This window comes from Acanthopleuribacter pedis (genome assembly GCF_017377855.1).
GTDB lineage: Bacteria > Acidobacteriota > Holophagae > Acanthopleuribacterales > Acanthopleuribacteraceae > Acanthopleuribacter > Acanthopleuribacter pedis.
Genome location: NZ_JAFREP010000031.1, coordinates 13,428 through 37,650 on the forward strand (window position 1 = coordinate 13,428; position 24,223 = coordinate 37,650).

The 24,223-nt window shown below is 58.3% G+C and carries 11 protein-coding genes and 1 pseudogene; 5 read left to right on the forward strand and 7 right to left on the reverse strand.

The window, feature by feature from the left end; translation table 11 throughout:
• Positions 1 to 96: 96 nt before the first annotated feature.
• The 4 genes from treZ to J3U88_RS26555 form a co-directional block, all read right to left on the reverse strand.
• Entirely contained in the window at positions 97 to 1,881 is a 1,785-nt protein-coding gene (treZ, locus tag J3U88_RS26540; protein ID WP_207862034.1) for a malto-oligosyltrehalose trehalohydrolase, read from the reverse strand.
• 112 nt (positions 1,882 to 1,993) lie between these two features.
• A complete protein-coding gene (locus J3U88_RS26545) occupies positions 1,994 to 7,126 on the reverse strand; it encodes a hypothetical protein (protein WP_207862035.1) in 5,133 nt (1,710 codons plus the stop codon).
• 440 nt (positions 7,127 to 7,566) lie between these two features.
• Positions 7,567 to 9,843 carry a hypothetical protein gene (locus J3U88_RS26550; protein WP_207862036.1) on the reverse strand — a complete coding sequence of 759 codons (2,277 nt, stop codon included), beginning with the start codon at positions 9,841 to 9,843 and terminating at the stop codon, positions 7,567 to 7,569.
• Positions 9,844 to 9,962: 119 nt separating this feature from the next.
• Positions 9,963 to 13,133: a sensor histidine kinase gene (locus J3U88_RS26555; protein WP_207862037.1), complete on the reverse strand. Its 3,171-nt coding sequence runs from the start codon at positions 13,131 to 13,133 to the stop codon at positions 9,963 to 9,965.
• A 539-nt stretch (positions 13,134 to 13,672) separates the two neighbouring features.
• On the opposite strand from J3U88_RS26555, the gene J3U88_RS26560 reads away from it, so the two are divergent.
• Both J3U88_RS26560 and J3U88_RS26565 read left to right on the forward strand, forming a co-directional pair.
• Positions 13,673 to 15,079: a sensor histidine kinase gene (locus tag J3U88_RS26560; RefSeq protein WP_207862038.1), complete on the forward strand. Its 1,407-nt coding sequence runs from the start codon at positions 13,673 to 13,675 to the stop codon at positions 15,077 to 15,079.
• A gap of 415 nt (positions 15,080 to 15,494) precedes the next feature.
• The gene (locus J3U88_RS26565; RefSeq protein ID WP_207862039.1) at positions 15,495 to 16,283 is read left to right on the forward strand and encodes a hypothetical protein; all 789 of its coding nucleotides are present in this window, start codon (positions 15,495 to 15,497) and stop codon (positions 16,281 to 16,283) included.
• Between the two features lie 212 nt (positions 16,284 to 16,495).
• Here J3U88_RS26565 and guaD read toward each other — a convergent pair whose 3' ends face one another.
• The 3 genes from guaD to J3U88_RS26580 form a co-directional block, all read right to left on the reverse strand.
• Complete coding sequence (gene guaD, locus J3U88_RS26570; RefSeq protein ID WP_207862040.1) at positions 16,496 to 17,797, reverse strand: guanine deaminase; 1,302 nt, start codon at positions 17,795 to 17,797, stop codon at positions 16,496 to 16,498.
• A 185-nt stretch (positions 17,798 to 17,982) separates the two neighbouring features.
• Positions 17,983 to 19,011, reverse strand: a complete 1,029-nt coding sequence (locus tag J3U88_RS26575) for an agmatinase family protein (protein WP_207862041.1) — start codon at positions 19,009 to 19,011, stop codon at positions 17,983 to 17,985.
• Positions 19,012 to 19,148: 137 nt separating this feature from the next.
• On the reverse strand, positions 19,149 to 19,496 hold the full coding sequence (locus J3U88_RS26580) for an arsenate reductase family protein (protein ID WP_207862042.1): 348 nt from the start codon (positions 19,494 to 19,496) through the stop codon (positions 19,149 to 19,151).
• Between the two features lie 363 nt (positions 19,497 to 19,859).
• Here J3U88_RS26580 and J3U88_RS35435 point away from each other — a divergent pair.
• From J3U88_RS35435 to J3U88_RS26595, 3 genes and pseudogenes are all read left to right on the forward strand, one after another.
• A pseudogene (locus J3U88_RS35435) lies at positions 19,860 to 20,432 on the forward strand (GTP-binding protein); the annotation flags it as partial.
• A 1,218-nt stretch (positions 20,433 to 21,650) separates the two neighbouring features.
• The gene (locus J3U88_RS26590; RefSeq protein WP_207862044.1) at positions 21,651 to 22,295 is read left to right on the forward strand and encodes a succinate dehydrogenase cytochrome b subunit; all 645 of its coding nucleotides are present in this window, start codon (positions 21,651 to 21,653) and stop codon (positions 22,293 to 22,295) included.
• Between the two features lies 1 nt (position 22,296).
• Positions 22,297 to 24,219, forward strand: coding sequence for a fumarate reductase/succinate dehydrogenase flavoprotein subunit (locus tag J3U88_RS26595; RefSeq protein ID WP_207862045.1), 1,923 nt, complete (start codon positions 22,297 to 22,299; stop codon positions 24,217 to 24,219).
• Positions 24,220 to 24,223: the final 4 nt, after the last annotated feature.

Genomic DNA, 24,223 nt, shown 5'->3' on the forward strand with positions numbered 1-24,223 from the left:
GAGCGGTTGTGGTGTTGGGGTCGTCTGGCGAAGTAAGACGCATGAAGTCAGTGGGTTGTTGTTTTTGTAAATGTAGCTTTCACAAAAACAACTGAATTATTCTGCCGAGCCGCGCCATAGCAAGGTGCTTCCCGGGGCCAGGGTTTCCTGGGACTCGGTGTGGTTTTGTTCGTCCGCCCAATAAAAAGCTGCATGGCCCTCGGTTAATCCCAAATCAGCGCAAGCCACCGCTTGCTCGCCTTGATGCACGATCAGAACCCAGCGCGCCTTTTCGTTTTGGAAACGGCGGGTGATGAGGTTGTGGGTTTCATCGTGGCTGACCTTGGATGGTTTTTTGAGCAAACCGACCTTGCGCATAATCTCCCGCTGAGCCAACAAGGTCTGGTAGGCGCTGAAAACCCGGGCGCCGACACCTTGCTGGTGATCCTCAAGGTTTAGGCGGCTCGCCGCGAAGGTTTTTAGGTCCTGAGGATCGGTGCCTTTTCCTTTCCAGCCAAAGGTTTTGAACTCGCGTTTTCGCCCCTTGCGGGTGGCGTCGATCAGAGGGGCGTCGCCGTAATCGATAAAGAAATAAAAGGGTTGTTCCGCCGCGTATTCCTCACCCATGAACAGCATGGGGACAAACGGTGAAATCAGGTACAGCGCCGCGTACTGAATGGTGCGGTCGATGCCGACCAAGTGGTGGAAGCGTTTGCCGTCGGGGCGGTTCCCGGTTTGATCGTGGTTCTGTAGGAACACGATTTGGTGTTTGTCGGCCAGGTGGGCGAAGCTTTTGCCGTGACGGCGCCGCCGGTATTCGCGGTAGCCGTTGGGTGCCAAAATGCCTTCTTGCAGGGTTTCGACCAGTTGGGCGGTTGTTCCGAAATCGGCGTAGTAACCGGTGCGTTCACCGGTGGCGTGGGCGTGCATGGCGTGGTGGAGGTCGTCGTCCCAGAGCGCGTGTAGGCCGATGCCGCCGCGGGAACGGGGCGTGACCCAGCGGGGATTGTTGGTGGAAGCCTCGCCGATCAGTATGATGGAACGGCCCGATTCGCGCGCCACATCTTCCACCATCTCGCTCAACTCTTCTAATAAATGGGTTACTGAAAAATCGCGAATGTCGTCGATGGCGTCCAGGCGCAAACCGTCGATGCGGTATTCGGTCAGCCAATAGCGGGCGTTTTCCAGGAAATAGGCGCGCACCGGATCACAGTCGCGGCCGTCGAAATTGAGGGCTTTGCCCCAGGGGGTGGTGGTGCGCTTGGAGAAGTAGGGGCCGAAATGGTCGAAGTAATTACCCTCGGGACCCAGGTGGTTGTAAACCACGTCGAGAAAAACCGCGACGCCCTGTTGGTGGGCCAGATCGACAAAGGCCTGCAAATCGCGGGGCGTGCCGTAACACTCGGGAACGGCGTACAGCAACACGCCGTCATAACCCCAGTTACGGCGCCCGGGGAAACCGGCAATCGGCATCAGGGCGATGGTGTTGATTCCGAGTTTTTTGAGGTAGGGCAGTTGTTCCGCCGCCTCGCGCAAGGTACCGGTTTGGGTGAAACAGCCGAGGTGACATTCGTACAACACCAATTCCTCGAGTTTGAGACCGCGCCAGTTTTTGGTCTGCCAGGGGTATGGGTCGAGTTTGGTAAGTTGGGAAGGGCCGTGTACGCCCTGGGGTTGGTAACGGGATGCGGGATCGGGGAACCGTTGGTGGTCGCCCACTTGGAAGTAATACAAGGCGCCCGGCACCACATCGTCGCAGATCAGTTCGTGAAAGCCGTCGCAAATCGGCGTCATCGGTCGTGGTCGGTTTTCGCCGTCAAAAACCAACTTGACCTGGTCTTGGAAGGGCGCCCAAACGCGGAACAAAACGCGGGTATCATCAAGGAAATGTGGGCCGTGCATCAATCTCTCCCCAGGTGTGTGTTGGCTGAATAAAACCCAACTCGGGTTTTTGGACAAGTAAAAAAGGCCGCCGGGATCGGCGGCCTTTGCGGTTGCGGGTCAAAAAGGTGGGTTAGGCGTGCCGGTTACGACGACCGATGACCATCGCGGTGGCGGCCATGGCCGCCAACAGGAACATCAGCGCCCATTCACCCAAGGTGGGAACGGTCACGAACAGCACCTCGGTGGGCAGGACGCTGCCGTCGCTGCTGCCGACGCCGATGGCGACATCTTGCGGCAGGGTGCCGGTGATGGTGCCGTTGCCGTTGCCATCGAGCGTGGTGCCGCCGATCAGGATCCAGGTATCGGTTGCAGGGTCGAAGTAATAAACACCGACGTCGCTGTTGGGAGGACCGGTGATGCGGATGGTGTTGGTTCCGGTTTGGACGACGGTGAAACCCGTGACAGAACCTTCGCTGGTGGTGCCGCTCACGCTGACCGGGGTCAGGCTGCTGAAGCAGGCGTCGCCGGAGGTCGCGCTCACGGTGATGGTGAAGTTTTGGTCGCCGTCGATGGTGTTGTCCTGAACACCAGTCACGGTCACCATTTGGGGTGTACCGAAGTTGGTGCTGTTGAAGGTCAACATCGCGGTGTCGACGGTGGCTTCGCCGGTGTCGCTGCTGGTCACGGTGACGGTGACGTCGCCGCTAGGCGCCGCGCTCAGTGAGACCTGGAGCATCGCGGTGGTGGTGCCGCTTTCGTCCACGGTCAAACCGGCTGTCGGCGTGACGTTCAGGCTGGGACGGGGGCCGATGAAGGCCACGATGCCGTCGTGGTCACTGGAACGGGCGGCGGTTGCGCCGTCTTCATCCAAGTCACGCGGCATGTCCGCGTTGCCGCGGGCATACTGAACGCCGCTGACAAGGCAGGTACCGTTTTGTGAACTGAGCACGTGGTCCAGGGCATTGGCGCTGCCGTCGAAGACGAAGGAGTAACGTTCTTCAGCGGGCAGATCCAGCACGTGGTTGCGCAGGGGCGGATCCACGACCACGGTGGCGGGAACCAAAGAACCCAGCGGATCGGGGATGCCGCTGATCTGGCCGAGTGCATCGACAAACCCGTCGGTGAACTGGTAGGCGTTGAAATCGCCGAGTACGATCAGGTTGACGGTGGGTGTGGCGGTTTGCAGGTCCTGGATGTATTCGGAAATCCGGGTCGCCTGCAGGTTGCGTTTGGTGCGAACGAATTCGCCGCTGCCTGGATCTTCGTCAATGTCATTCAACGAGCGGTTGTGAATGTTGATGACGGTGATCTCGGTGGTGTTGGTGCCGGCCGTGACGGTGGCGTTCAAAACCAGGGGCGGACGGTCGTGAAGGTCGAAGGTGTTGCTGTTGAAGCTGAAGGTTTCGGAGGCTTGAACTTGGGTCAGGCTGTTAACGGTGACGTTGTCGCGCACCAGGTAACCCACGTTGATGGCGCCGGGATCGTTGCCGTCCAGCAACTGGGCCGTGTAGGTGATGGTGCCGTCGTCCGCGTTAATGCGTGCGGCCAAGTCCTGCAGAACCGCCAGGCTTTCCACTTCTTGCAACGCCAGAATGTCGGGTGCGCCCATGACGGTACGAATCCACAGGGAGAACTTGCCCAGACGCAGGTTGTACTCGTTGGTCGGGGTAACGCTGTCGCCGTTGCCGTTGTCCTGATCGTCGTACAGGCGCAACATGTTTTGCGAAGCGACGGTGAATTCGCCGCTTTGACGGGTGCGAACCGGGGTGGGGTCGAAGTTGGCGGGGCCGACGGTCAGGGTCGAGGGCCAGATTTGGAAATCGCCAAAGCTGAAACCGAAACCACCGGTGGCCTCGGTAATGGTTTGGCCCGCGTGGATTTGGACACGGGGGGTGCCCAACTGGTCGCTGTTGATTTCGAATACCTGGGGGTTGCCGTCGAAGACAGGTTGACCGGCGCGGCCGGGGAAGGCAATACCGGGTTCAATAAACGCGCGATCCTGGCTACCGGCCACGACGGCGGTGTCGCCGAATTGGTCGGTCGGTCCGGTAGCGATCCCACTCATGGTCACCAACATGCCCTCGAAACGTTCCAGCGCGGTGTCGGCCTGGGGTTGGTTCGGAGAAGGCAGGGTTGCGTCCAATTGAATGGGTGTCGGCAGCGGGTTGCCGCTGGAAATGATGTCGACGGTGATGCCGGCGCCGGTGAATTCGGTGAAATCAAAGAATTCAACAACCGGACCTTCGACGTTGACGATGTCGCCGACGGAAACGGTGGGGGCGGCATCCAAGAACACAAAAATACCTTCCGAGGTTTCGGGATCGGCGTCGACGTTGGCGTCGGGTGTTTGCATGAAGAAGCCGCTGTCGCCGACGACGGTAACCACGTTCCCCTCGGTACGCACGGTGTTGCCGTCCTGAGGGGAAGCCAAGCCGTTGCCCTGAATTTCGGCGATGGTTAGGACCGTTGGCGGAACGTTGGTCTCACCGGGCGTGGGGATTTGGGCGACATAGGTGCTGGTATCGCGCCGGGTTCCGCCGTCGGGTACGCGGGCCACACTATGGTTGTCCTTGTCGCCGGCGCCGTCTTCATCCACTTGGCTCTGGCCGGCATTTAACAATACGAGCAGGCCGGCATCGTCCGAGTCGCCGGTGTCATATACGAGCGCATCAACCAGGTCGTCAGTGGTAACGGCGGTGCCGTTGGGGAAGGAGGCGGGTGTACCCAGGTAAAGCGCGACCGCGTCGGCGCCGTTCTGAAGAGAACCTGTTGGCAGGGGGAGGCCGGCTTGGGAAATGCCGGCACCACCGATGACAAAGAAGCCTTCGCCGTTGAGGCTTTGGCCGGTTAGGTCAATGGCGTTGTAGGAAACGTCGCCGTTGCCGTTGTAGAGAACCAGCACCAGGCCGTCGAGCGAGAAGTTGGCGGGACCATGGAGTTCGATGAACTCGCGGTCCTCGGTGCCTGCTTGGTCGGCGTCCAACTCGTTGATGACGACGGGCGGGATGATGCGGTTGGATTCACCCGGCGTGGGGGTTTGGGCCACGTAGGTGTTGGTATTGCGCGGTGTGCCGCCGTCGGGCAAGCGGGCGATACTGTGATTGTCTTTATCGCCGCTACCGTCTTCGTTGACCTGAAGTTGGCCCGCGTTCAAAAGCGAGAGCAGGCCGGCGTCATCGTTGTCGTTGGTGTCGTAAACAACGGCGTCAACCAGGTTGGTGGTGGTCACGGCGGTGCCGTTGGGGAAGCTGCCTGGCACATCCGCGTACAGGGCGACCGCGTCGGCGCCGTTTTGAAGCGCGAAGTCGGCCAAAGGCAGGCTTGCTTGGGTGATGCCGGAGCCGCCGACAACGAAAAAGCCGTTGGCGTCGAGGCTTTGGCCGGCGAGGTCGATGGTCAGGTAGGAGGTATCGCCGTTGCCGTTGAAGAACACCAACACGTGGCCGTCGAGTGAGGTATTGGCGGGGCCGAAGAGCTCCACGAACTCGCGGTCCTCGGTGCCGGCTTGGTCGGCATCCAGCTCGTTGATGACAATCGTGGGGCCCAGGGGGGGCACGTTGGGTCCGCCTGGCGTGGGATCCTGGGCATCATAAGTGTCGGTGTTCCGGGCGGTGCCGCCGTCGGGAAGGCGGGCGATACTGTGGTTGTCTTTGTCCGCGTTGCCATCTTCATCCACTTGCGGTTGACCCGCGTTGAGGAGAACCAGCAACCCGGCGTCGTCGGGATCCCCGGTCCCGTAAACAACCGCGTCAACGAGGTTGTTGGTGGTAACCGCGGAGCCGTCAGGGAAGTTGCCGGGAACATCTTGGTAAATGGCAACCGCGTCGGCACCGTTTTGAAGGGTCGTGTCGGGCAAAGGTAAGTCCGCGCCGGCAATACCCGCGCCGCCGACAACAAAAAAGCCGTCGCCGTCGAGGCTCTGACCGCTGAGGTCGATGGTGTGGTAGGAGGTGTCGCTGCTGCCGTTGAAAAAGACCATGATCAGGCCGTCGAGCGAGGTGTTGGCGAGGCCGAAAAGTTCGACAAACTCGCGATCCTCGGTGCCGGCCTGGTCGGAATCCAATTCGTTAATCACCACCTCGGGTGCACTGGGCCCACCTGGATTGGGTGCACCGGGCGTGGGGGCTTGGGCCACGTAGGTGTCGGTGTTGCGCGGGGTGCCGCCGTCGGGAAGACGGGCGATACTGTGGTTGTCCTTGTCACTATTGCCGTCTTCATTGACCTGGGGTTGACCGGCGTTGAGCAGGATCAGCAGACCGGCGTCGTCGCCGTCGTTGGTGTCGTAAACGACCGCATCAACCAAGTTGGTGGTGGTGGGTGCGGTGCCGTTGGGGAATGAGCCCGGAACATCTTGGTAAAGCGCAACCGCGTCGGCGCCGTTTTGGAGCGAGCCGGTGCTCAAGGGCAGGTCGGCGCCGGGGATGCCGGAGCCACCCACGACAAAAAAGCCGTTGGCGTCGAGGGTTTGGCCGTCGAGGTCAATGGTGTTGTAGGAAACGTCGCCGTTGCCGTTGAAAAAGACGAGCACGTGGCCGTCAAGCGAGGCGTTGGCGGGACCGAACAGTTCGACAAACTCGCGGTCCTCGGTTCCGGCTTGGTCCGCGTCCAGCTCATTAATCACGATAACCGGCGGTGCGCCGCCGTTGGTCGCGCCCGGCGTGGGTAACTGTGCCACGTAGGTGTCGGTATTGCGTTGGGTGCCGCCGTCGGGAAAACGGGCGATGCTGTGGTTGTCCTTGTCGCTGTTGCCGTCTTCATTGACCTGGGGTTGGCCGGCGTTGAGCAGGATCAGCAGGCCGGCGTCGTCGCCGTCGTTGGTGTCGTAAACGACGGCGTCAACCAGATTGGTGGTGGTTGGCGCGGTGCCGTTGGGGAATGAGCCCGGAACATCTTGGTAAAGTGCGACCGCGTCGGCGCCGTTTTGGAGGGCGCTGTTGCTCAGGGGCAGGTTGGCACCGGGAATACCGGAACCGCCGATGACAAAAAAGCCGTTGGCGTCGAGGGTTTGGCCGTCGAGGTCAATGGTGTTGTAAGAAACGTCGCCGTTGCCGTTGAAAAAGACGAGCACGTGGCCGTCAAGCGAGGCGTTGGCGGGGCCGAAGAGTTCGACAAACTCGCGGTCCTCGGTACCGGCTTGGTCTGAATCCAGTTCGTTAATGAAGATTTGGGCTTGCACACTGGCGGCGAAGCCCGCGAATAAAGCGAGGGTCAAGGAAAGCGCGGCTGATCGGCGCACCCTTGAGAAAATCGTATCACCAAACATGTAAAAGGTTTCTCCTTGCAAGAACACGAAGCCGGCGGAACTTTATGGGAACGGTGGAGCGTGGTGCCGGCTCGTACGAAGTGTCATAGGGTCAAAACGCGTCGAGATTCCAAGTAATAAACATTGCGAGACAAGGAAAGCGCGCGTGGCGGGGGGTCATCAAACCGTTGGTTCAACGGAATCGCACCCCACCTAACACAACCGAAGGTTGCGTTTTCCACTTTTCTCGCGGAAGCCGCGAGGAAAAAGCGAAAGGCACATCATCATCCCGGTTGAATCACCCAATTCCTCACCAAAAGTGACGCTTCTCCTAGCCAATAAAAAGAAGCGCTGTCGTGGGTGATACGCGGACCGGGATGCGCATTGTAGCGATGAAACGTCAAGCTTATGTTAAAACCGGGCCAAGCGGTGGTTCTTTTCTTAGGAATCTTCAGTGAATTTCATCGATTCGTCGGGTTTATGTTCCGGTCGATGAAAATATTGTCAAGAACGGAAAACTCTTGCCACCTTCGTTGCGCGCGAATGATATTGCTGATGGCTGTCGTGTCGCCGGTGTAATCTTGCACAATCGGCCGATGACGCGCCGCCTCGCGATACTCCAAAACGTAGTCGGATGTTTCCAATTGATCCAAAATTTGCCACAAGGGGCCGTGTGACCGCGACAAGCGAAACATCATGCGGGATAGGGCGAAATAGCCGGCATCGTCGCGACGAAGGCCGGCCTTGATGCGAAACCGCAAAATCGGCCGGAACCATAGCCAGCGGCCTAGTTTGCTGGTTTCCCCCGATTTTTCCGCCAACACCCCGCGCATGATTTCAGCAACCTTGGTCATGCCCGCTTGGGTCAGCACCAGTCGGTAGCCGATTTCTGCGTCTTCAAACGGCTTATCCATGGGGGCGCTTCCGCCGCGCTTTAAGGCCGCGCGTTGTCCCAGGCTGCGTTTCAGACGTTGGGTTAGTTGGTAATAACGCACGGGCGACATGTTCGATTGGCTTTTCATATCGATGACCTGGAGGTAAAAGCTGCGCCCCTCTCCCTGCTGGTCAAAATGGCCCAGGCCCGAGAAGGCCGCGGCTTGGACCTTGCGCCGGTTGAGATGGTCGAAGAATCGGAAGGTCCGGTTGTAGCGGTAGGAGCCGGTGCGTCCGCGGTTTTCTGTGACATCGATCAGGTCGAAGAAGTGCCAATCGTCCTCTATGTTGGTTTGTTCACCGCGCAGGGAAATAGGGCGAATGCCCAGCTTGGCGTAGGCCGTCTGGAACTGGTAACGGCTTTCCATGCGGCTCTGCCAGGCCATCTCCGGCAAGCTGCCGCGAATAAAACGGTCCACCAGAAAGGCGTCGATTTTGGGAAGGAAGGTGAAGTTGACGATGGCGGCGCTGCCCAGAAACAACCCGTGAAAGCGCACCCCGCGGGCCAGTGCCGCCAGGGTTTCCGCCACCGCCTCGGGGTCGTTTAAGTCGACTTGTTTTTGAACAAAGATGCGGCTGCCCCAGGTTTGCTCGGCACGCAGTTGGGTGACCGTGCCCATGACCAGACGCAGCGGGTCAAAGGCGCCGTCAAAATCGGGGCGAAAGCGGACGTCGAAACCAAAAGGCCGTTCGATGCGGGCGCCGAAGCGCACGTCGAGGCGGGTGGGCGTGCGTTTGACGACGCTGACAAAAAAGGTGCCGCGAATGCCCATTAACGCGTTCCGTCGCAAGGGCAGGCTTTGACCGAAAAGATCGGTGCGGCGCACCTGCTCGACCAGGGTTAACCCGCTTGAACTGGGAAGGATGACACGGACGCCGACGGGAAGATTAATCAGGTTTTCGGTGGAATAGGGTAATCTGGACGGCGAGAAGGTGCGCGCAAAAAGCGCCTTGTGCCAGGAGGCAAAACCGTGGCGCACCACGATCACCCGTTTCTCCGTTTCGAACAGTGCGCCTGTTTCGCGAGAACTTTTGGATTCACGGCGGATCTTGCGTTCGCCCACCAGTACCTCGGCCTCAATGGAGAAAATGTCGAAAACCGTATAGCGCCCGCTGAGGTCGCGTTTGAGCCGGCGTTCCAGCGCGATTTTGGGGGTAACGCGGCTGAAGCGGCCCTCGATCGTGTAGGACTTAGAGATACGCAGCGGGACGCCCTCGCGGTCCATGAGTTCCTCGTTCACCAGGTCGGTCAGGTAACCGGCGTTGCGGTTGGAAACAAAAGGGTCCTGCGCGGTGCCCTCGCCCGTGCGGTCGGCTTCCCCCTGCACAATCGGCAGGTGTTGCAAAAGGAAAGGGGTGAGGTTCCAGGGATTGGCGTCGAAGGGGAGGTCCCGAAAAATCGCCAAGCGGCCTTGTTCCGCGTCGGCGACAATGCGGCCTTCCGGTATCTCGCCGAGCAGGCGTGGCCAGTCGACCGGTTCGGGGTGGCCCCACAGCGAGAGGAAGGCTTTGAGCCGATCCGGCGCGAGATGCCAGGCTTCAAAAACCGTATAACCGCCGTCTGGTGAATTGAGGATCATGCGCCGAAAACCGACATCGCCGACGGGTGAGAAGGACCAATCGAGTTGCAGGTCGGTGCCCGGATGGGTCAAATCCCAGACGCTGGGTTGGTGAAGGCCCATCGCGGTTTCGATATCGCGCAGCATGGCGGCGCGATAGGGAAACGGCTCGCGTGTGACGCGGGGTTTGCCGGCGGTGGCCGGGTCAAGTTGGAAAAAGACGGCGATGGTCAGCGCAAATAACATACAGACTCAAAAGAGCGAGGATTCGGATAAACATGCGGGTTGGCAATTTACCCTTAAATTAGCAGGTTCGCGGGTGGTTGTCCGGTTGGAAATTCGTTTTGTGATGCGGTTGCCGCGCATTAACAATCCAGCAAGGGCAGACGAATGAAAAACGATGCACCTTGACGGTTGATGGATTCGGCCCAAACCGTACCGCCCTGTAACTCAACCAGTTGTTTCACGATGTACAGGCCCAGACCGGAAGAAGGTTCGCCACCGGTGGGTTTGGCAGACAATCTTTGGAACTTGCCGAACAGCTTGTCCATGTCCTCGCTGCTGAGTCCACTGCCTTGGTCGCTGACTTGGACAAGGGCAAAACCCTCTTCTTGCTCCAGTCTGACGCGAATTTTTGTTTGTGGTGGTGAAAATTTAATCGCGTTGCTAACCAAGTTGTCGAAGATTTCCTTGGTGCGGCGGCGATCAATGGAGACCTTGGCCTTGGCTCTGCTTTCGTATTCGACCGTTTGACGCTTGAGGTTGGCGAGCACGATCCATTCCCGTGTCCAGTCCCGCAGCAGGGTGTCCAGTTCTTCGCCGGCCAAGCGGGGTTTGGGTAAGGCGGTCTCGTACTGTTCGCTTTCGAGCAGTTCCTGGATCATGCCCAGCATTTGGTCGGCGCTGGTTTGGATACGGGTTGCAATGTCGCGGTTGTGCGCTTCCAGTTCGTCTTCTTCCAGCATCATTTGGCTGTAGCCGGAGACGGCGGAGATCGGGTTTTTGAGGTCGTGGACCACCATGTGCATCAGGTCGCTGCGTTCCTTTAGCGCCACGGTCAGGGCTTGGTTGGTTTCTTCAAGGCGAAGGCGCTTTTGTTCGATTTCGCGGGTACGGCGCGCGACCAAATCGGCCAGGTACTTTTGGTGGGCGGCCAAGCGTCGGGTTGCCACCCAGTGGGCCAACCACGCCAGCACGAGGAAAACCAATACCATAAGTCCGCGGAAGGCGTGGGTCTCATAAAAAAACGGCAAGATTTCAAAAGCGATGCGGACTTCCTGGTTTTTGGGGCCGCCCGCCCGGCTGGTTGACTGAATGGTAAAGGTGTAGTGGCCGGGTTTGAGGTTGGTGTATTTGACCTCGTTGACATGTTCGTCTTCAATCCATTCCTCGTCCTGGCCGTCCAGCTTGTAGCGCACCCGGTGGCGACCGGGATCGGAGAAACTTAGGGAACTGAAACGGATAAAAAAGGAACGACTGCCCGCGGGCAAGGTGAGGTTGTCTAGGCCGGAATTGGGATACCAAACATTGTTGACCTCTATCCCTTCGATAAAGAGGTCGGCCTGCTTTTCCTCGCGCGCAAAGGATTCGGGGTGGAAGGAAACCATGCCGCGCATGGTTGGTAGCCAAATACGTTGGTTGCGGTCGCGAATGGCGGAGGGGTAAAACCCGCCGTTGCATTCCTCGGAAACCATGCCGTCCGCGCGGTTAAAACTTTGCCATTCCAAGCCGATCTCGGGGTTGTCGGCCGCTTGGCTCAGGTCCGTGTAACGTATGCGGTAGATGCCGGTGTTGGAGGAGAGCCACAGGTAACCTTCCGCATCAAGGGTCATCCAGTGAACGGTTGGTGGAGGGAAATGTTTGTTGATTTGAACGGCTTTGGCGCGGGGTTGCAGCGGGTCGCGTTCGTCGAGCAGCGCGAGGCCGCCACCGTAGGTACCGACCCAAATGCGTTTGTCTGGACCTTGAAACACCACCCGTGCCAAGGGGTGTGGTAAACCGTGATCGGCGGTGATTTTGCTAAGGCGATCACCCTCCAAAATAGCGGCCCCGCCGCTGGTGGCCAGCAAAATGCGGTTGCGATCATCCTCGAGGAGGTAGGTGACCCGGTTTCCGGGGAGTCCGTCCTCATGGCCGATGTGGGTGAGTTGGTTGCCGTCAATGGTGTACAAGCCGCTGTCGGAACCCAGCCACATTCGGTTGCGGCGGTCGCGGTAAATCAGGTACACCGTCATTTCGCGCGGCAGCTCGGGGTGGAGCACGTCGTGCCGTGGTTGGAAATCGGTGTCAAACACGTCCAAGGCAGCTTGGGTTGCCACCCAAATGTTCCCCGCCGGACCTTCACCGACCGTCCACACAATGTCGTGGCTCAGGCCGTCTTCCGTTGTGAAGCGTTTCAATCCGTTTCGGTTGTAGCGATAGAGGCCGCCGCCGTAACTGGCGAACCACTTGGTGCCGCGACTGTCTTGGACCATGCCCATCATGGCGTCGTGGCTTAGCCCCTCGTCTCGGGATAGGGTGGAAATGGGTTGGGGGACAATTTTGTAGAGGCCGCCGCCGTGGGTGCCGAACCAAATGGTGCCGGTTGTATCTTCCCACAGGGACCAGACGTTGATTTCTTTGGCATCCAAATGGGAAAAGGTTTGGCCGTCGAAGCAAATGACCGAACCGCGACCGGCCAACCAAATCATGCCGTTGCGGTCTTCGACCATGTGAACGATGGTTGGGTGGCGCAAGCCGTCGGCGACCTGCCAGTGGCCGATGCCGTCGATATAACTTTCGGGCATGGCCTCGGGATAGGGGATGGTCTGCAGGGGAGGCAGGTACAGGAGACCGTAGTCCTGTGTGGCGACCCAGAGCCCGCCGCGGACGGAGGGGGTCAAATGGTTGACGATGGGTTCGCTTTCGATGCCCTCCTTGGGAATGGGGAACTTTTTGAAAATCCCCGAGTTGCTGAGGTACCACAGGCCGCGGTCGGTACCCAACCAAATGCGCCGGCTTTGATCCCGGGCCACGGTGAACACCGTGAGGCCGGCGATTTCGCCATGGGTGAACAGGCGGCGTTGGGCTAAGTCGAGTCGGCTGATCCCCCCGCTGGTGCCGATCCAAAGCGTGCCCTCACCGTCGCCGGTCAGGCAGTGAACCACCTCGGCCGCCAGACCTTGGCGGCGATTGTACAAGGTGGCTTGTCCATCTTTGAGGCCGACCAGGCCACCGCCTTGGGTCCCGGCCCAGAGCGTGCCGTCCTCGGTTTGATGGATGGCCGAAATGCGGGTGTTCGGTAGGTTGGGGATGTTTTCCGGCACCACCCGCTTAAATTGGGTGCCGTTAAATTGAATGAGACCGTCCAGGGTGCCAAGATAAAGAAAATGACTGTCGGTTTGGTAAATTTGGGTGATTGACGTTTGTGGCAGGCCTTCCTCGGCACCCCATTGCTTGACCACCACGTTGTCCATCCGGTCGGACGCGAGGACGAGGGTACAGCAGGTCAAAAGCCATGCTTGAAGAATCATCGATGGGCGGTTCAAACGAATCATTATCGGCCTGTCTCAAGAAGTCGGGCAAAAGATGGGACGGATACCGCACCGAGTGGGGGCGATCCCCTTTCTCGGAAACGTATGTGGCTGGGCGGGGTACCGCGAAGCGGGTTCGCTTGAGGAACAGTCGGCGCGCGCGAGGTGAAGTATCTGTTCCCGTACCTGCCGCTGCAATCAGCAACGACCTTATTTTACAAGGAAATGACCAAAAAAAAGTGGGTCATCATCTACTTATTTCTTCGGAACAATTCGCTTGTGGCATAAGTTTCAATCGAGGAGAACAGCCGACGGCCGTTGTGTTGCCGCGCGGCATGAAGCTATTTCGAGGCCTGGCGGGGCGAACCTGCATGGGCCGGTTCCTCCCGTTGCATCCCTTGCGGTGGGGCGGGTCAAACGCGGTTCGCGTCGGTTTTGATCTCAAATCAAGGGAACCGGCACGACGGCCGGCCTAACCCGCACTTCTCCACTTCTTTGTGCTAATTTAATCGGAACGGTTCAGAACCAAAGCCGCCGATCCGATGGTCTTTAGAGGGATTTTCATGAGTGCAGAATCATTCCAGGGTCTTGACGACTGGTGGCTGGCGATTGACGCCATCATCGACGGCCTGAGTTCCTTGAACCAGGCCGGCGGGCCGGAAACTTACGGCGAGGCCATTGTTTCGCTGTTTGGCGAATTTAGTGTGTTTCGGGAGGTCATTCTCGGCTGTCGCGAAACCCTCGGCGATCAACTGCATATCCACGGCGAACGCTCCGGGGAACGCTGGCACGTGCGTCAGCAAGTCTGGCACGAGGCCGCCGACAATGAGCCCGGACCCCTGCCGTTTCAGGCCAAAGCCTATAAAAATTACGGCAGCCTCAAAGGGGTTTACCAGAACCAAACCAGCGACGGCGCTCAGTGGTACCGCTTCATGCACCCCAATGAGGTGGGACAGGGGAGTTGCACGCCGGGCTCTTGGGTACTCGATTTGCGCTGTCCCTTCCCTCTGCCCCTGAGTAAAGCCTCTACCCTCTTGCGGTTATGGCAGTTGGCGCTCAAGCAGGAACGTGACGGTGGGGACACCGAGGACGCGGCGACCCTGTTACGCCAAAAGAATCGCGACATGCGTACCGAGATCAACCGCAACCGCGAACAACTCATGCGTCAGGAGAAGCTGGCCTCCATCGGCACCCTGACCGCCGGCATTTCCCACGAACTGAAAAACCCGCTCAATTTCGTGAACAACTTTTCCGGGATATGTTTGGAACTGGTGGAAGAGATGACCGACGCCATTCGCGAAAACCGCGAGCGCCTTCCCGCCGAAGTATTGGAAGATATTGACGATATTTTAATTACCCTGCGCAACGATGTTTCCATTATCAGCAAACACGGCAAACGCGCGACCAGCATTATTCACAGCATGTTGATGCTTGCGCGCAACGCGCCCTCCAAACCTGTCGCCACCGATATCAACGCGCTGACCGAGGAGTATGTTTCCTTTGCCTACCATGGTTTGCAGGCCAAACACAAAGCCATGAGTTTGACCATCCACAAGAAATTTGACGAACGTTTGGGGTATATCGTGGTCGTCCCACAAACGCTGAGCCGGGTCATCCTCAACCTGCTCAACAACGCCTGTTACGCCGTCCTCAAAAAACGGCAGGAGGTCGGCGGCGATTTTAATCCCGAAATATGGGTGAGTACCGAGGATAACGGGGCGACCGTCGACATTGTTGTGCGCGACAATGGATTTGGCATTCCGGCAGAACTTCTGGAAAACATTTTCAAACCCTTTTTCACCACCAAACCACCCGGTGAAGGTACCGGTTTGGGGCTTGCCATTTGTCGCGACATTGTGTTGGACCATGGCGGCGATATCCGTGTCGTCAGCGAACCCGACCGCTTCACCGAGTTCCGCATTCAATTGCCCAAAAAACTGCCGCGCGGTCGCAAGAAACGGAGTCACTGAAGCCCGCATTTCTCACCAGGAATTCTGCTACGAAGCCGAACGCCATGCAAGTACGAGGGTTGGCCGTCCGCCTTACTCGCTCGAGCCGCCTTCGCCTCAGCTGCTACGCCGAATGGTCGGCCCCCTGTTCCGTCTCTTGGTCGTAACCTTCGTACTCACAAGGCTTTCAGTTTCTCGCGACGAATCCTTGTGAGAAATGCGGGCTCAGGCGGAAAGATCATCGTCTTGGTGAAACAAAGTGGCGCGAAGCCGCGTACAATTTTATCGGCGTACTTTGTCTTTATTTTTACTTGGCTTGCCGCCTGCTCTTTTGCCTCGGCTTCGCGGGGAATCCCCTGGGATATTCCGTTATGAGGCGTCCTGAACAGGGTTTTGGCCAGGGTGTATGCCGCCGATTTGGTTCCGTGGAGCGTGCATGAAATACCTAATGCGTTTCGGGCTCTTTTGCTGGGTCGCCCTTGTGGGCGCCGGCACCGTGCTTCTCGCACAAGACCTTGAGACCCTCATCGACAAAAACCTGGCCGCCCGCGGTGGTGCGGCCAAGCTGGATGCATTGACATCCATTCGGGTTTACGGGGTCGTCAAAGGTCCCTCGATCACCATGGACTTTAGTTACGCCGTCGCCGACGGGAAGATCCGCTTTGAATACGCCATGGGTGACAAACACATCATGATGGTGTTGGTCCAAAATGAAGGTTGGCAAATTAACCCCATGATGGGTGACGCCAAACCCATGCGCATGGGCGCGAAAGAAGCCGCTTTTTTAAAAGAGATGGGTGACATCGCCGGGCCGCTGGTGGCCTGGCGTGAGAAAGGCCATCAACTCGAGCACCGTGGTAAGGTGTCGCTTGGCCAGGGTGAGGCCTACGAACTCGACCTCAAAACCGCCCACGGCCATCACAAATCCGTTTTTCTTAATAGCGATACCTATCTTATTCAGCGTGTGGTGGAACATTATTCCGGCAAGAAGCCGATTTTTAAAACAACCAAAGCCTATCAGGCGGTTGACGGCGTTGTTTTTCCCAAGCGCGTTGAGAAGCGCGATACCAATTTCTGCACCCACGAGGACGGCCACGCCCAAAAAGGACGCTGTGCCGGGTTTTCCGAGATTAACTACACGTCCATTGAGATCGCACCCGATCTGGACCGTTCTTGGTTCCGTTTACAGCACAAAACCACCTTGCTGGCCGACGCCGGCCATTAAACCTAAGAAGCGCGATAACTCGCGGTGATTTTGGCTAAATCTCTGGGCTACAACGGCCTGTGAAAGTGCTCACCGCATCCGGCGGGTGCGCGTCGTGCGCGACCCCGGCCCGCTTTTTCCAAGCCATTTCGCTCCAGGTTTTTAGCCAAACCCCCTCGCTTCAGCGCCTCTTAGCTTAAACCGAGGCAGCGCGATAACCCGCGTTTCCTAGACTAAACCGCCCCATGCCCGCGTGGCTGGTGGAGCCGTCCCGCCACCGCCGTGGCGCGCACATGGTGCGGGCGTACCAAGTTAAGCTGGGTGAACAAAGCGTCTTCCGGGTTGTGGCAAAAGCCCAGTCGCAAACGCAAGCCTGGATCCTCGGCCGTATCGATCACCACGAAATCAGCCTGTTTGCCCACCGCGAAGTTGCCAATACGATCCGCCATTTGCAATGCTTCCGCGCCGGCGAGGGTGCCCAGGTACAACAATTGCGCCGCGTTCAGCGACAAGCGCTGCATTTGCTGCGCTTTGTAAACCGATCCTAGTTCTTCCAGTACCCCGAAGTTGGTGCCGGCGCCGATGTCCGTTCCCACCAAAACCGGCACGCCGTGGTGGCGGTGGCGTTTCAATGAAAAGATACCGCTGCCCAAATAGAAGTTGCTGGCGGGGCAGTGGCAAACCGCGGTGCCCGTTTCACCGAGGCGCTTGAGTTGCGCGTCGCAGGTGTGAATGTTGTGGGCCAGAACCGTGCGCGAGCCCAACAAGCCGAAACGATCGTAAACATCTAAATAATTCGCCGCCTCGGGGAATGCCGCCGCCGTGGCCTCAATTTCTTCGCCGTTTTCATTGATGTGGGTTTGAATGTAAAGCCCATCGTAAGCCCGTGCCAGCTCGCCACAGAGCGTCATCATCTCGGCCGTGCAGGACAGGGCGAAACGCGGGGTCAGGGCATAGTGCAGCTTGGGTTCTTTTTCGACTTCTTCAATCAGCGTGCGGCTTAGCTTTTCGGCTTGGGGTACCGTGTGGAGCAGGGCGTCCGGCGCACCCTGGTCCATGAGTGTCAGCCCGGATATGATGCGCAATCCCTTTTCCGCCGCCACCTGGAACAGGGCGCGGGTGGCGCCGGGGAATTGGGAGCCGAACACCAGCGCGGTGGTCGTCCCGGAGCGAAGCAGTTGGTCGACAAAGGTTTCGGCAGCGGACCTGGCGAAATCTTCATCGGCATAAGCGGCCTCGGCGGGAAAAACCGATCGTTCCAGCCAATCGAGTAAGTGGGTGCCGTGTGCGGCGGTGGCAAAGGTTTGTGGGAAGTGAATATGGCCGTCGATCATGCCTGGCAGCACCCAGCCGTCGAAACGGGTTTCAACCGCATCGGGATAACGCCGGGTTACCCTGTCGCGTTTGTCGAGGGCCAGGATCGTGCCTTGCTCGTCTACCGCGAACGCGCCGTTTTCGATGATTTGCAGGGCGTCCCCATGGGTAAACGGATCCGCGACCACATGGGCGATGTCGCCGGAAAATATTTGCACCACTTGCTTCCTCCCGTATCCCGTCCAGCGGGGCGCACATCATAACAAAACCGGGACCCACCCTGTCTATCGGATTTGGAAGCCAATGAATTGAATGTGTTGTGTGTCGGGTTCCGGGTCGGGAAAGGCCGGCTTGCTCGGGTTGGCGCGGACGGTTGCGAGATTGCCTCCGCCGCGACCGAACCACCTTATTTTCCTTGGTAGGCCGCGGCGCAAAGGCGGTGTAGCAAGCGCGCCCCCACGTTCAAATCCCATTCGTCGTCGTCGCGATCTTGGTTCGGGGAAACCTCGCACAAATCGAAACCCACCACCTGTTTTTTGTGGTGGCGCAAACGGTCGATCAGGAACAGCGTTTGGTTGAAGGACAAACCACCCGGAACCGGGGTGCCCGTGTTGGGACAGCAACCCGGCTCGAGTCCGTCGATGTCACAGGAAATGTAAACCTGTTGCGGTAGCGCGGCAATGATTTGATCGCATTGTCGCGACCAGCTTGTGCCCTTGAACGCGGCGGCGGCCAAATCAGCGTCATAAAAGGTCGTGATGCGTGGATCCTTTTCTGCAAATTCCCGCTCGGCCTGGGCGTAATCGCGAATACCCACCGAAACCAGTGGCCCCTTAGGCGCGTTTTGCGTCAGGTAGTTGTACATAATCGAGGCGTGTGAATAGGTAAAACCCTCGTAGGCCTGACGCAGATCGTGGTGGGCGTCGATGTGCAATACGCCCATGTCCGGGAAACGGGCCAGGTGGGCGCGCATCGAGCCGAGCGGCGAACTGTGGTCGCCGCCGAGGACCGCCACGATTTTGCCTTGCTTGAGCCAGTGGCGGGTGAGGTCTTCCAGTTCGCCGTTGATCTGTTCGCTGATTTGGTTGATCTGGGCCAGGTTCTCGGCGAGGTCGCCGCTGAGTCTGCCGCCCTCGGCAAGAATCGGGTCGGCCAAGCTGATGCAACGTTGGTTGGCGTCGAGCCAGCTTTGGTTGAGCGGGAGCATGGCCACCTCGTCGGCGAATTCACGGCCGAGGAAAGGCACGAAGTAGTCGAGTTGGTGGGAGGCGGGAACCATTCGCGCGGGGGCCTGGGAGGTGCCGCGACCGTAGGAAACCGTGGGTTCCCAGGGGACGCCGATCACAATCACATCGGCCTGATCGGGGAGCCGGGCGCCTGCGAACAAACCGGCATCCTTGTCCGGTGCAAATTCGGTGGGATTGGACGGAGACATGATGGGGACCTCCAAGGAAGGGAAACCGAGGGTAACCTGGTGGGTTTTAGCAGTGGGTTATTCGCCGGGTTAGACAGCTTTTACAGGACGGGAGGAAGTGCGTCGCGGCACGGAGCGTGGCGGCCAAGCCGGCCCATTCAAGATGGGAGACTGTTGTAGAAGTCGGCGTCGTAACCGACCTGGAGCAGGGTGTTTTCGCGCAGTAGGGCGGGCCGTTTCATGGCAGTGGGTTGTTCCAACAATACCTTGACCTTGGTTTCGGCGTCGAGCCCTTTGGCGGGTTGCCCCGTTTTGCGGAAGGAGGGGCTGCGCGTGTTGATCAGGGTGCCGGTGTCGTCTTGGTCGACGAGGGCGCGCCATTCATCGGCGCCGAGTGGTTGTTTGCGCAAATCGCGGAAGGAAAAGGGGACGGATTTTTCTTCCAGATGAACGCGTGCTTTTTTAACCGTGCTGCAGTTGGGAATACCAAGTAAAACGTAGCTCATGAAGACTCCTGAATTGGGGCGAGTGAGGTGGTGTGTCACGTGGGTACACGGGATCACGGCCGCTCATCTTACAAATCTCGAGGGGCCGGGGCAAGGCCCGATTGTGGTCGGGGTGAGCCGGGGTACATCGTCCCTGTCGACAAGGGTTTATCGACCGGGTGTCGGCGCGGGCGAGCGCTTCTAAAGTACGAAGCGACGTTTGGTGAGCTTGTCCTCATCCCGGCTTCAATTGATTGTACAACGTTCCTGAATCGTGCTAGATTAGCCCATTGTCATGACTTAGTAGGGTTTATAAGATGTGCTTGTTCGTGTGGAATGGGCAACTGATTCGGTCGTGTACGAGACCGTGATTTGGAGCGACAGATGGTTCTGTTTAATTACGCCACCAAAGAACTCACGGCGAAAGTCGTATATTACGGGCCAGGTCTGTGCGGAAAGACCACCAATTTGCAGTATATCTACGACACTTTGCCCGGTACGGCCAAAGGGAAAATGTTGTCCCTCGCCACCAAAACGGACCGTACCTTGTTCTTTGATTTCCTGCCGATCGACCTGGGCAAAATCCGCGGAATGAAAACCAAGATTCAGCTTTACACCGTGCCGGGCCAGGTTTTCTACGACACCACGCGGAAGTTGGTGTTAAAGGGTGCGGACGGGGTTGTTTTTGTTGCGGATTCTCAGGCGCCGATGATCGAAGCGAACATCGACAGTTTTCAAAACCTGATCACCAACCTCAAAGAACAAAATATTGAAATCGCCGACATGCCGCACGTGATCCAGTACAACAAACGCGACATGAAAAACGTGATGGCGATTGAAGAATTGCAGGCGCGCGTCAACACCTTCAATGTGCCGCACTTCGAGGCGATTGCGCCCAAGGGCGTCGGCGTGTTTGAAACCCTTAAAGGCATCAGTAAGGTGGTGTTGAAGAACTTGGCCTCCAAGTACGGCTTGGAGGAAGAAGGCGGCCCGGCCGCGAGTTCTTCCAAATTTGCCGCCTCCGCGCCGCCGCTGCCCACGGTCCCTGGTAAGTCGGCGTCACGCCCCAAGCCGCAAATTTCCGCCGCGCCGCCGAAGCCGGCACCCGCGCCAAAACCGGCCGCGGCCCCGCCGCCCCGCCCTGCCGCTTCGATTGCGCCTGAACCCGTGCGACCGGCGTCCTCCATTGCACCCAATCCGGTGCGGCCACCCGCCGCTTCCATCGCGGCCAATCCGCCCACCCGTCAACGTGCGTCCGAGGGGGAACTCGACGAAATCGATTTTATCGAAGACGAAGTTGTGGAACCCGCGGTGAAGGGGCCGGCCAGGGCGCAAGCGCCCGGCTTGAAACCTTTACCCGCCTTGGACGACTCCGAGGTCATCGAGCTGGACGACATGGATCCACTCGAGATCGAAGAGCTCGACGATATGGCGGAAATCGCCAACATGGCGGAAGAGGATTCCGGCTTTGCGACGCCGCAACCACCCGCCACCGGACCGGTGACGGCACCACCCGCCGCCGCTGCCTTGGCCCCGATTGAGGTACCGGTCACCATTAACCTACCCGCCAATTTGGCCGGGAAACCGCTTCGGTTGCGGTTGGATATAACCTTTGACGATTGATTGATGGAGGCGGCCTAAGGGTCGCCTCCTTTTGTGTTGGGAGCCGTGATCGCCGCTTTTTGTGGAAGGCCCGTGTTGGGTGGGTTTTTCAACGCGCTTTGGACGGCGTCGGTAAGTTGAGCGGCCATGGATTTTTACGTAACCTAAAACCTAAGAGACGTGGGACGAGCGAGGGATTTTTGGCCAAAAATCTGGAGCGAAATGGTTTGGGGAAAGTGGACCGGGGTCGCACACGACCGCGCCCGTTGAGCACCTTCACGGGCCGTTGCAGTCCAGAGGTTTAGCCAAAGCCGGCGCGGGTTCTCGCGCTTCTTAGGACAAAACGCGATAGCTGGGGTTGGTTTTTGTTAACGATCTGGAGCATAAGGGTTTGGGAGAAGACGGTGCGCGCCGAACGTTTCGAGCGTGTTTTCTCCAAGTCGATGTCGCTCAGAGGGTTGACAAAAGTCATTGCCGAGGATCACGTTTTTTAGGTTTGAGTCTACCTCCAAGTTGCATTAGGCTTCACGTAGGTTCAACTGGCGTTTGACGCACAGGAACAGGAGAATTTTGATGAGATGGCTTATTAATTTGGTGAATTCGTCCATCGGTAAGAAATTGCTGATGGCGCTGACGGGCGTCGCCATGACCGGATGGTTGGTCGCCCACCTTGCCGGCAATCTGCTCATTTTCGTGGGTGCGGAAGCGTTTAACGCTTACGCTGAATTTTTGGCGAAACAGCCGTGGTTGTGGCCGGCTCGTCTGGGATTGTTGGGAATCTTTTTGCTTCACGTCGGCCTTGCCTTTCGTTTGACGTGGGAAAATAACCGCGCGCGCGGGAACGATTACGAGTTTAAAGACGCCTCGGGCGCAAGCTATGCCTCGCGCAGCATGATCATTACCGGCATTTTGGTGATCTTTTATGTAGGGATCCACCTTGCCGACTTTACCTTCGCCGATAAGTCCGGCCCCTTTGGGCTTTACGGATTGGTCGTCGAAACACTCGCTCAACCCCTGCATGGACTGATGTATTTGGGTTTCTTGGCGTTGATCGGGTACCACCTTAGTCACGGTCTCCAGTCATTTTTCCAATCGTTGGGTTTACACCATTCGGCGTATACCCCACACCTCAAAGTGCTTACCCTGCTTGCCTCGGTCGGTTTGTGGTTGGGCTTTTCCAGCATTCCGATCTACCTGATGATCAAGGGAGGTCTCTAGTATGATTCTTGATTCAAAAGCGCCAACGGGGCCCATAGAAAAATCCTGGGATGACCACCGTTTCAACCTTAAACTCGTGAACCCCGCCAACAAACGGAAGTACAGCATTATTGTCGTGGGCACCGGTTTGGCCGGCGCCTCGGCCGCCGCAACCTTGGCTGAGTTGGGTTACCACGTCAAATCCTTCTGCATTCAAGACAGTCCCCGTCGCGCCCACAGTATCGCGGCTCAGGGCGGTGTGAACGCCGCCAAGAACTACCCCAACGACGGCGACTCCGTTTACCGTCTTTTCTACGACACCGTCAAAGGTGGCGACTACCGCGCCCGCGAGGCCAACGTGTACCGGTTGGCTCAGGTTAGCAACAACATCATCGACCAGTGTGTCGCCCAGGGTGTTCCCTTTGCGCGTGAGTACTCCGGCATGTTGGCCAACCGCTCCTTCGGCGGCGCCCAGGTTTCGCGTACTTTTTATGCCAAGGGTCAAACCGGTCAGCAATTGTTGCTCGGCGCCTACAGCGCGCTGATGCGCCAGGTCCACGAAGGGCGTGTCGACCTTTACCCGCGCACCGAAATGCTGGATGTGGTGGTTGAGGACGGCAAAGCACGCGGCATCATCACGCGCGACGTCGTTACCGGCAAAGTTGAATCCCACGCGGGCCACGCTGTTTGTTTGGCGACCGGTGGTTACAGCAACGCCTTTTTCTTGTCGACCAACGCCATGGCCTGTAACGTGACCGCCGCCTACCGCGCTTACAAACGCGGCGCCTTCTTTGCCAACCCCTGCTTCACCCAGATTCACCCCACCTGTATTCCGGTGGCCGGTGAGCACCAATCCAAGCTGACGCTGATGTCCGAGTCCCTGCGCAACGACGGTCGCGTTTGGGTTCCCAAGGAACGCGGCGACAAGCGACGTCCCACCAGCATCCCCGAGGGTGAACGCGACTATTACTTGGAGCGCCGTTACCCCAGTTTCGGTAACCTCGTGCCCCGCGATGTGGCCTCCCGTGCCGCCAAGGCCGTCTGCGATGAAGGCCGCGGGGTCGGTCACTCCGGTTTGGCTGTTTACCTGGACTTTGCCGACGCCATCAAACGCGACGGCCGCGCCGCGATTGAAGCGCGTTACGGTAACTTGTTCCACATGTACGCCAAAATCACCGGTGAGGATCCCTATTCTACGCCGATGCGGATTTTCCCGGCACCGCACTACACCATGGGCGGTCTGTGGGTTGACTACAACCTGATGTCGACCATCCCCGGTTTGTTCGTGTTGGGCGAAGCCAACTTCTCCGATCACGGCGCCAACCGCTTGGGTGCCTCCGCGCTGATGCAGGGTTTGGCCGACGGTTACTTTGTGATTCCCTACACCATCGGACCCTACCTCGATTCCTTGGCCCGCGACAACGATATGGGCCTCAACCCCGACGCTGCTGCGTTTAAAACCACCCAAAAAGAAGCCACCGACCGCATTACCAAGATGATGAACATCAACGGCAAACAAACCGTTGACGACTTCCACAAGAAGTTGGGCCGCATCATGTGGGACAACTGCGGCATGTCCCGTGAAGCCGAGGGCCTCAAGGGCGCCATTGAGCAGATCCCCAAACTCCGCGAGGAGTTTTGGAACGATGTTTCGGTGACCGGTACGCCCGGCGAGTTCAACCAGGTTTTGGAAAAAGCCGGTCGCGTCGCCGACTTCCTCGAATTTGGCGAACTCATGTGTCGCGATGCGTTGACGCGTGAGGAATCCTGCGGTGGTCACTTCCGCGAGGAACACCAAACGGAAGAAAACGAGGCCCGTCGCGATGACGAAAACTTCACCCACGTTGCTGCTTGGGAACACAAGGGCGACGACCAGGAACCCACCCGCCACCAAGAAGCACTTGAGTTCGAGTACGTGAAGTTGACGCAGAGGAGTTATAAGTGAGTAG

Bases quoted from the DNA above. Each gene is read 5' to 3' on its own strand.
- J3U88_RS26590 (WP_207862044.1), top strand. From the start codon at position 21,651: ATGAGATGGCTTATTAATTTGGTGAATTCGTCCATCGGTAAGAAATTG.
- J3U88_RS26545 (WP_207862035.1), bottom strand. From the start codon at position 7,126: ATGTTTGGTGATACGATTTTCTCAAGGGTGCGCCGATCAGCCGCGCTT.
- J3U88_RS26580 (WP_207862042.1), bottom strand. From the start codon at position 19,496: ATGAGCTACGTTTTACTTGGTATTCCCAACTGCAGCACGGTTAAAAAA.
- J3U88_RS26565 (WP_207862039.1), top strand. From the start codon at position 15,495: ATGAAATACCTAATGCGTTTCGGGCTCTTTTGCTGGGTCGCCCTTGTG.
- J3U88_RS26595 (WP_207862045.1), top strand. From the start codon at position 22,297: ATGATTCTTGATTCAAAAGCGCCAACGGGGCCCATAGAAAAATCCTGG.
- treZ (WP_207862034.1), bottom strand. From the start codon at position 1,881: ATGCACGGCCCACATTTCCTTGATGATACCCGCGTTTTGTTCCGCGTT.
- J3U88_RS26560 (WP_207862038.1), top strand. From the start codon at position 13,673: ATGAGTGCAGAATCATTCCAGGGTCTTGACGACTGGTGGCTGGCGATT.
- J3U88_RS26550 (WP_207862036.1), bottom strand. From the start codon at position 9,843: ATGTTATTTGCGCTGACCATCGCCGTCTTTTTCCAACTTGACCCGGCC.
- J3U88_RS26555 (WP_207862037.1), bottom strand. From the start codon at position 13,133: ATGATTCGTTTGAACCGCCCATCGATGATTCTTCAAGCATGGCTTTTG.
- J3U88_RS26575 (WP_207862041.1), bottom strand. From the start codon at position 19,011: ATGTCTCCGTCCAATCCCACCGAATTTGCACCGGACAAGGATGCCGGT.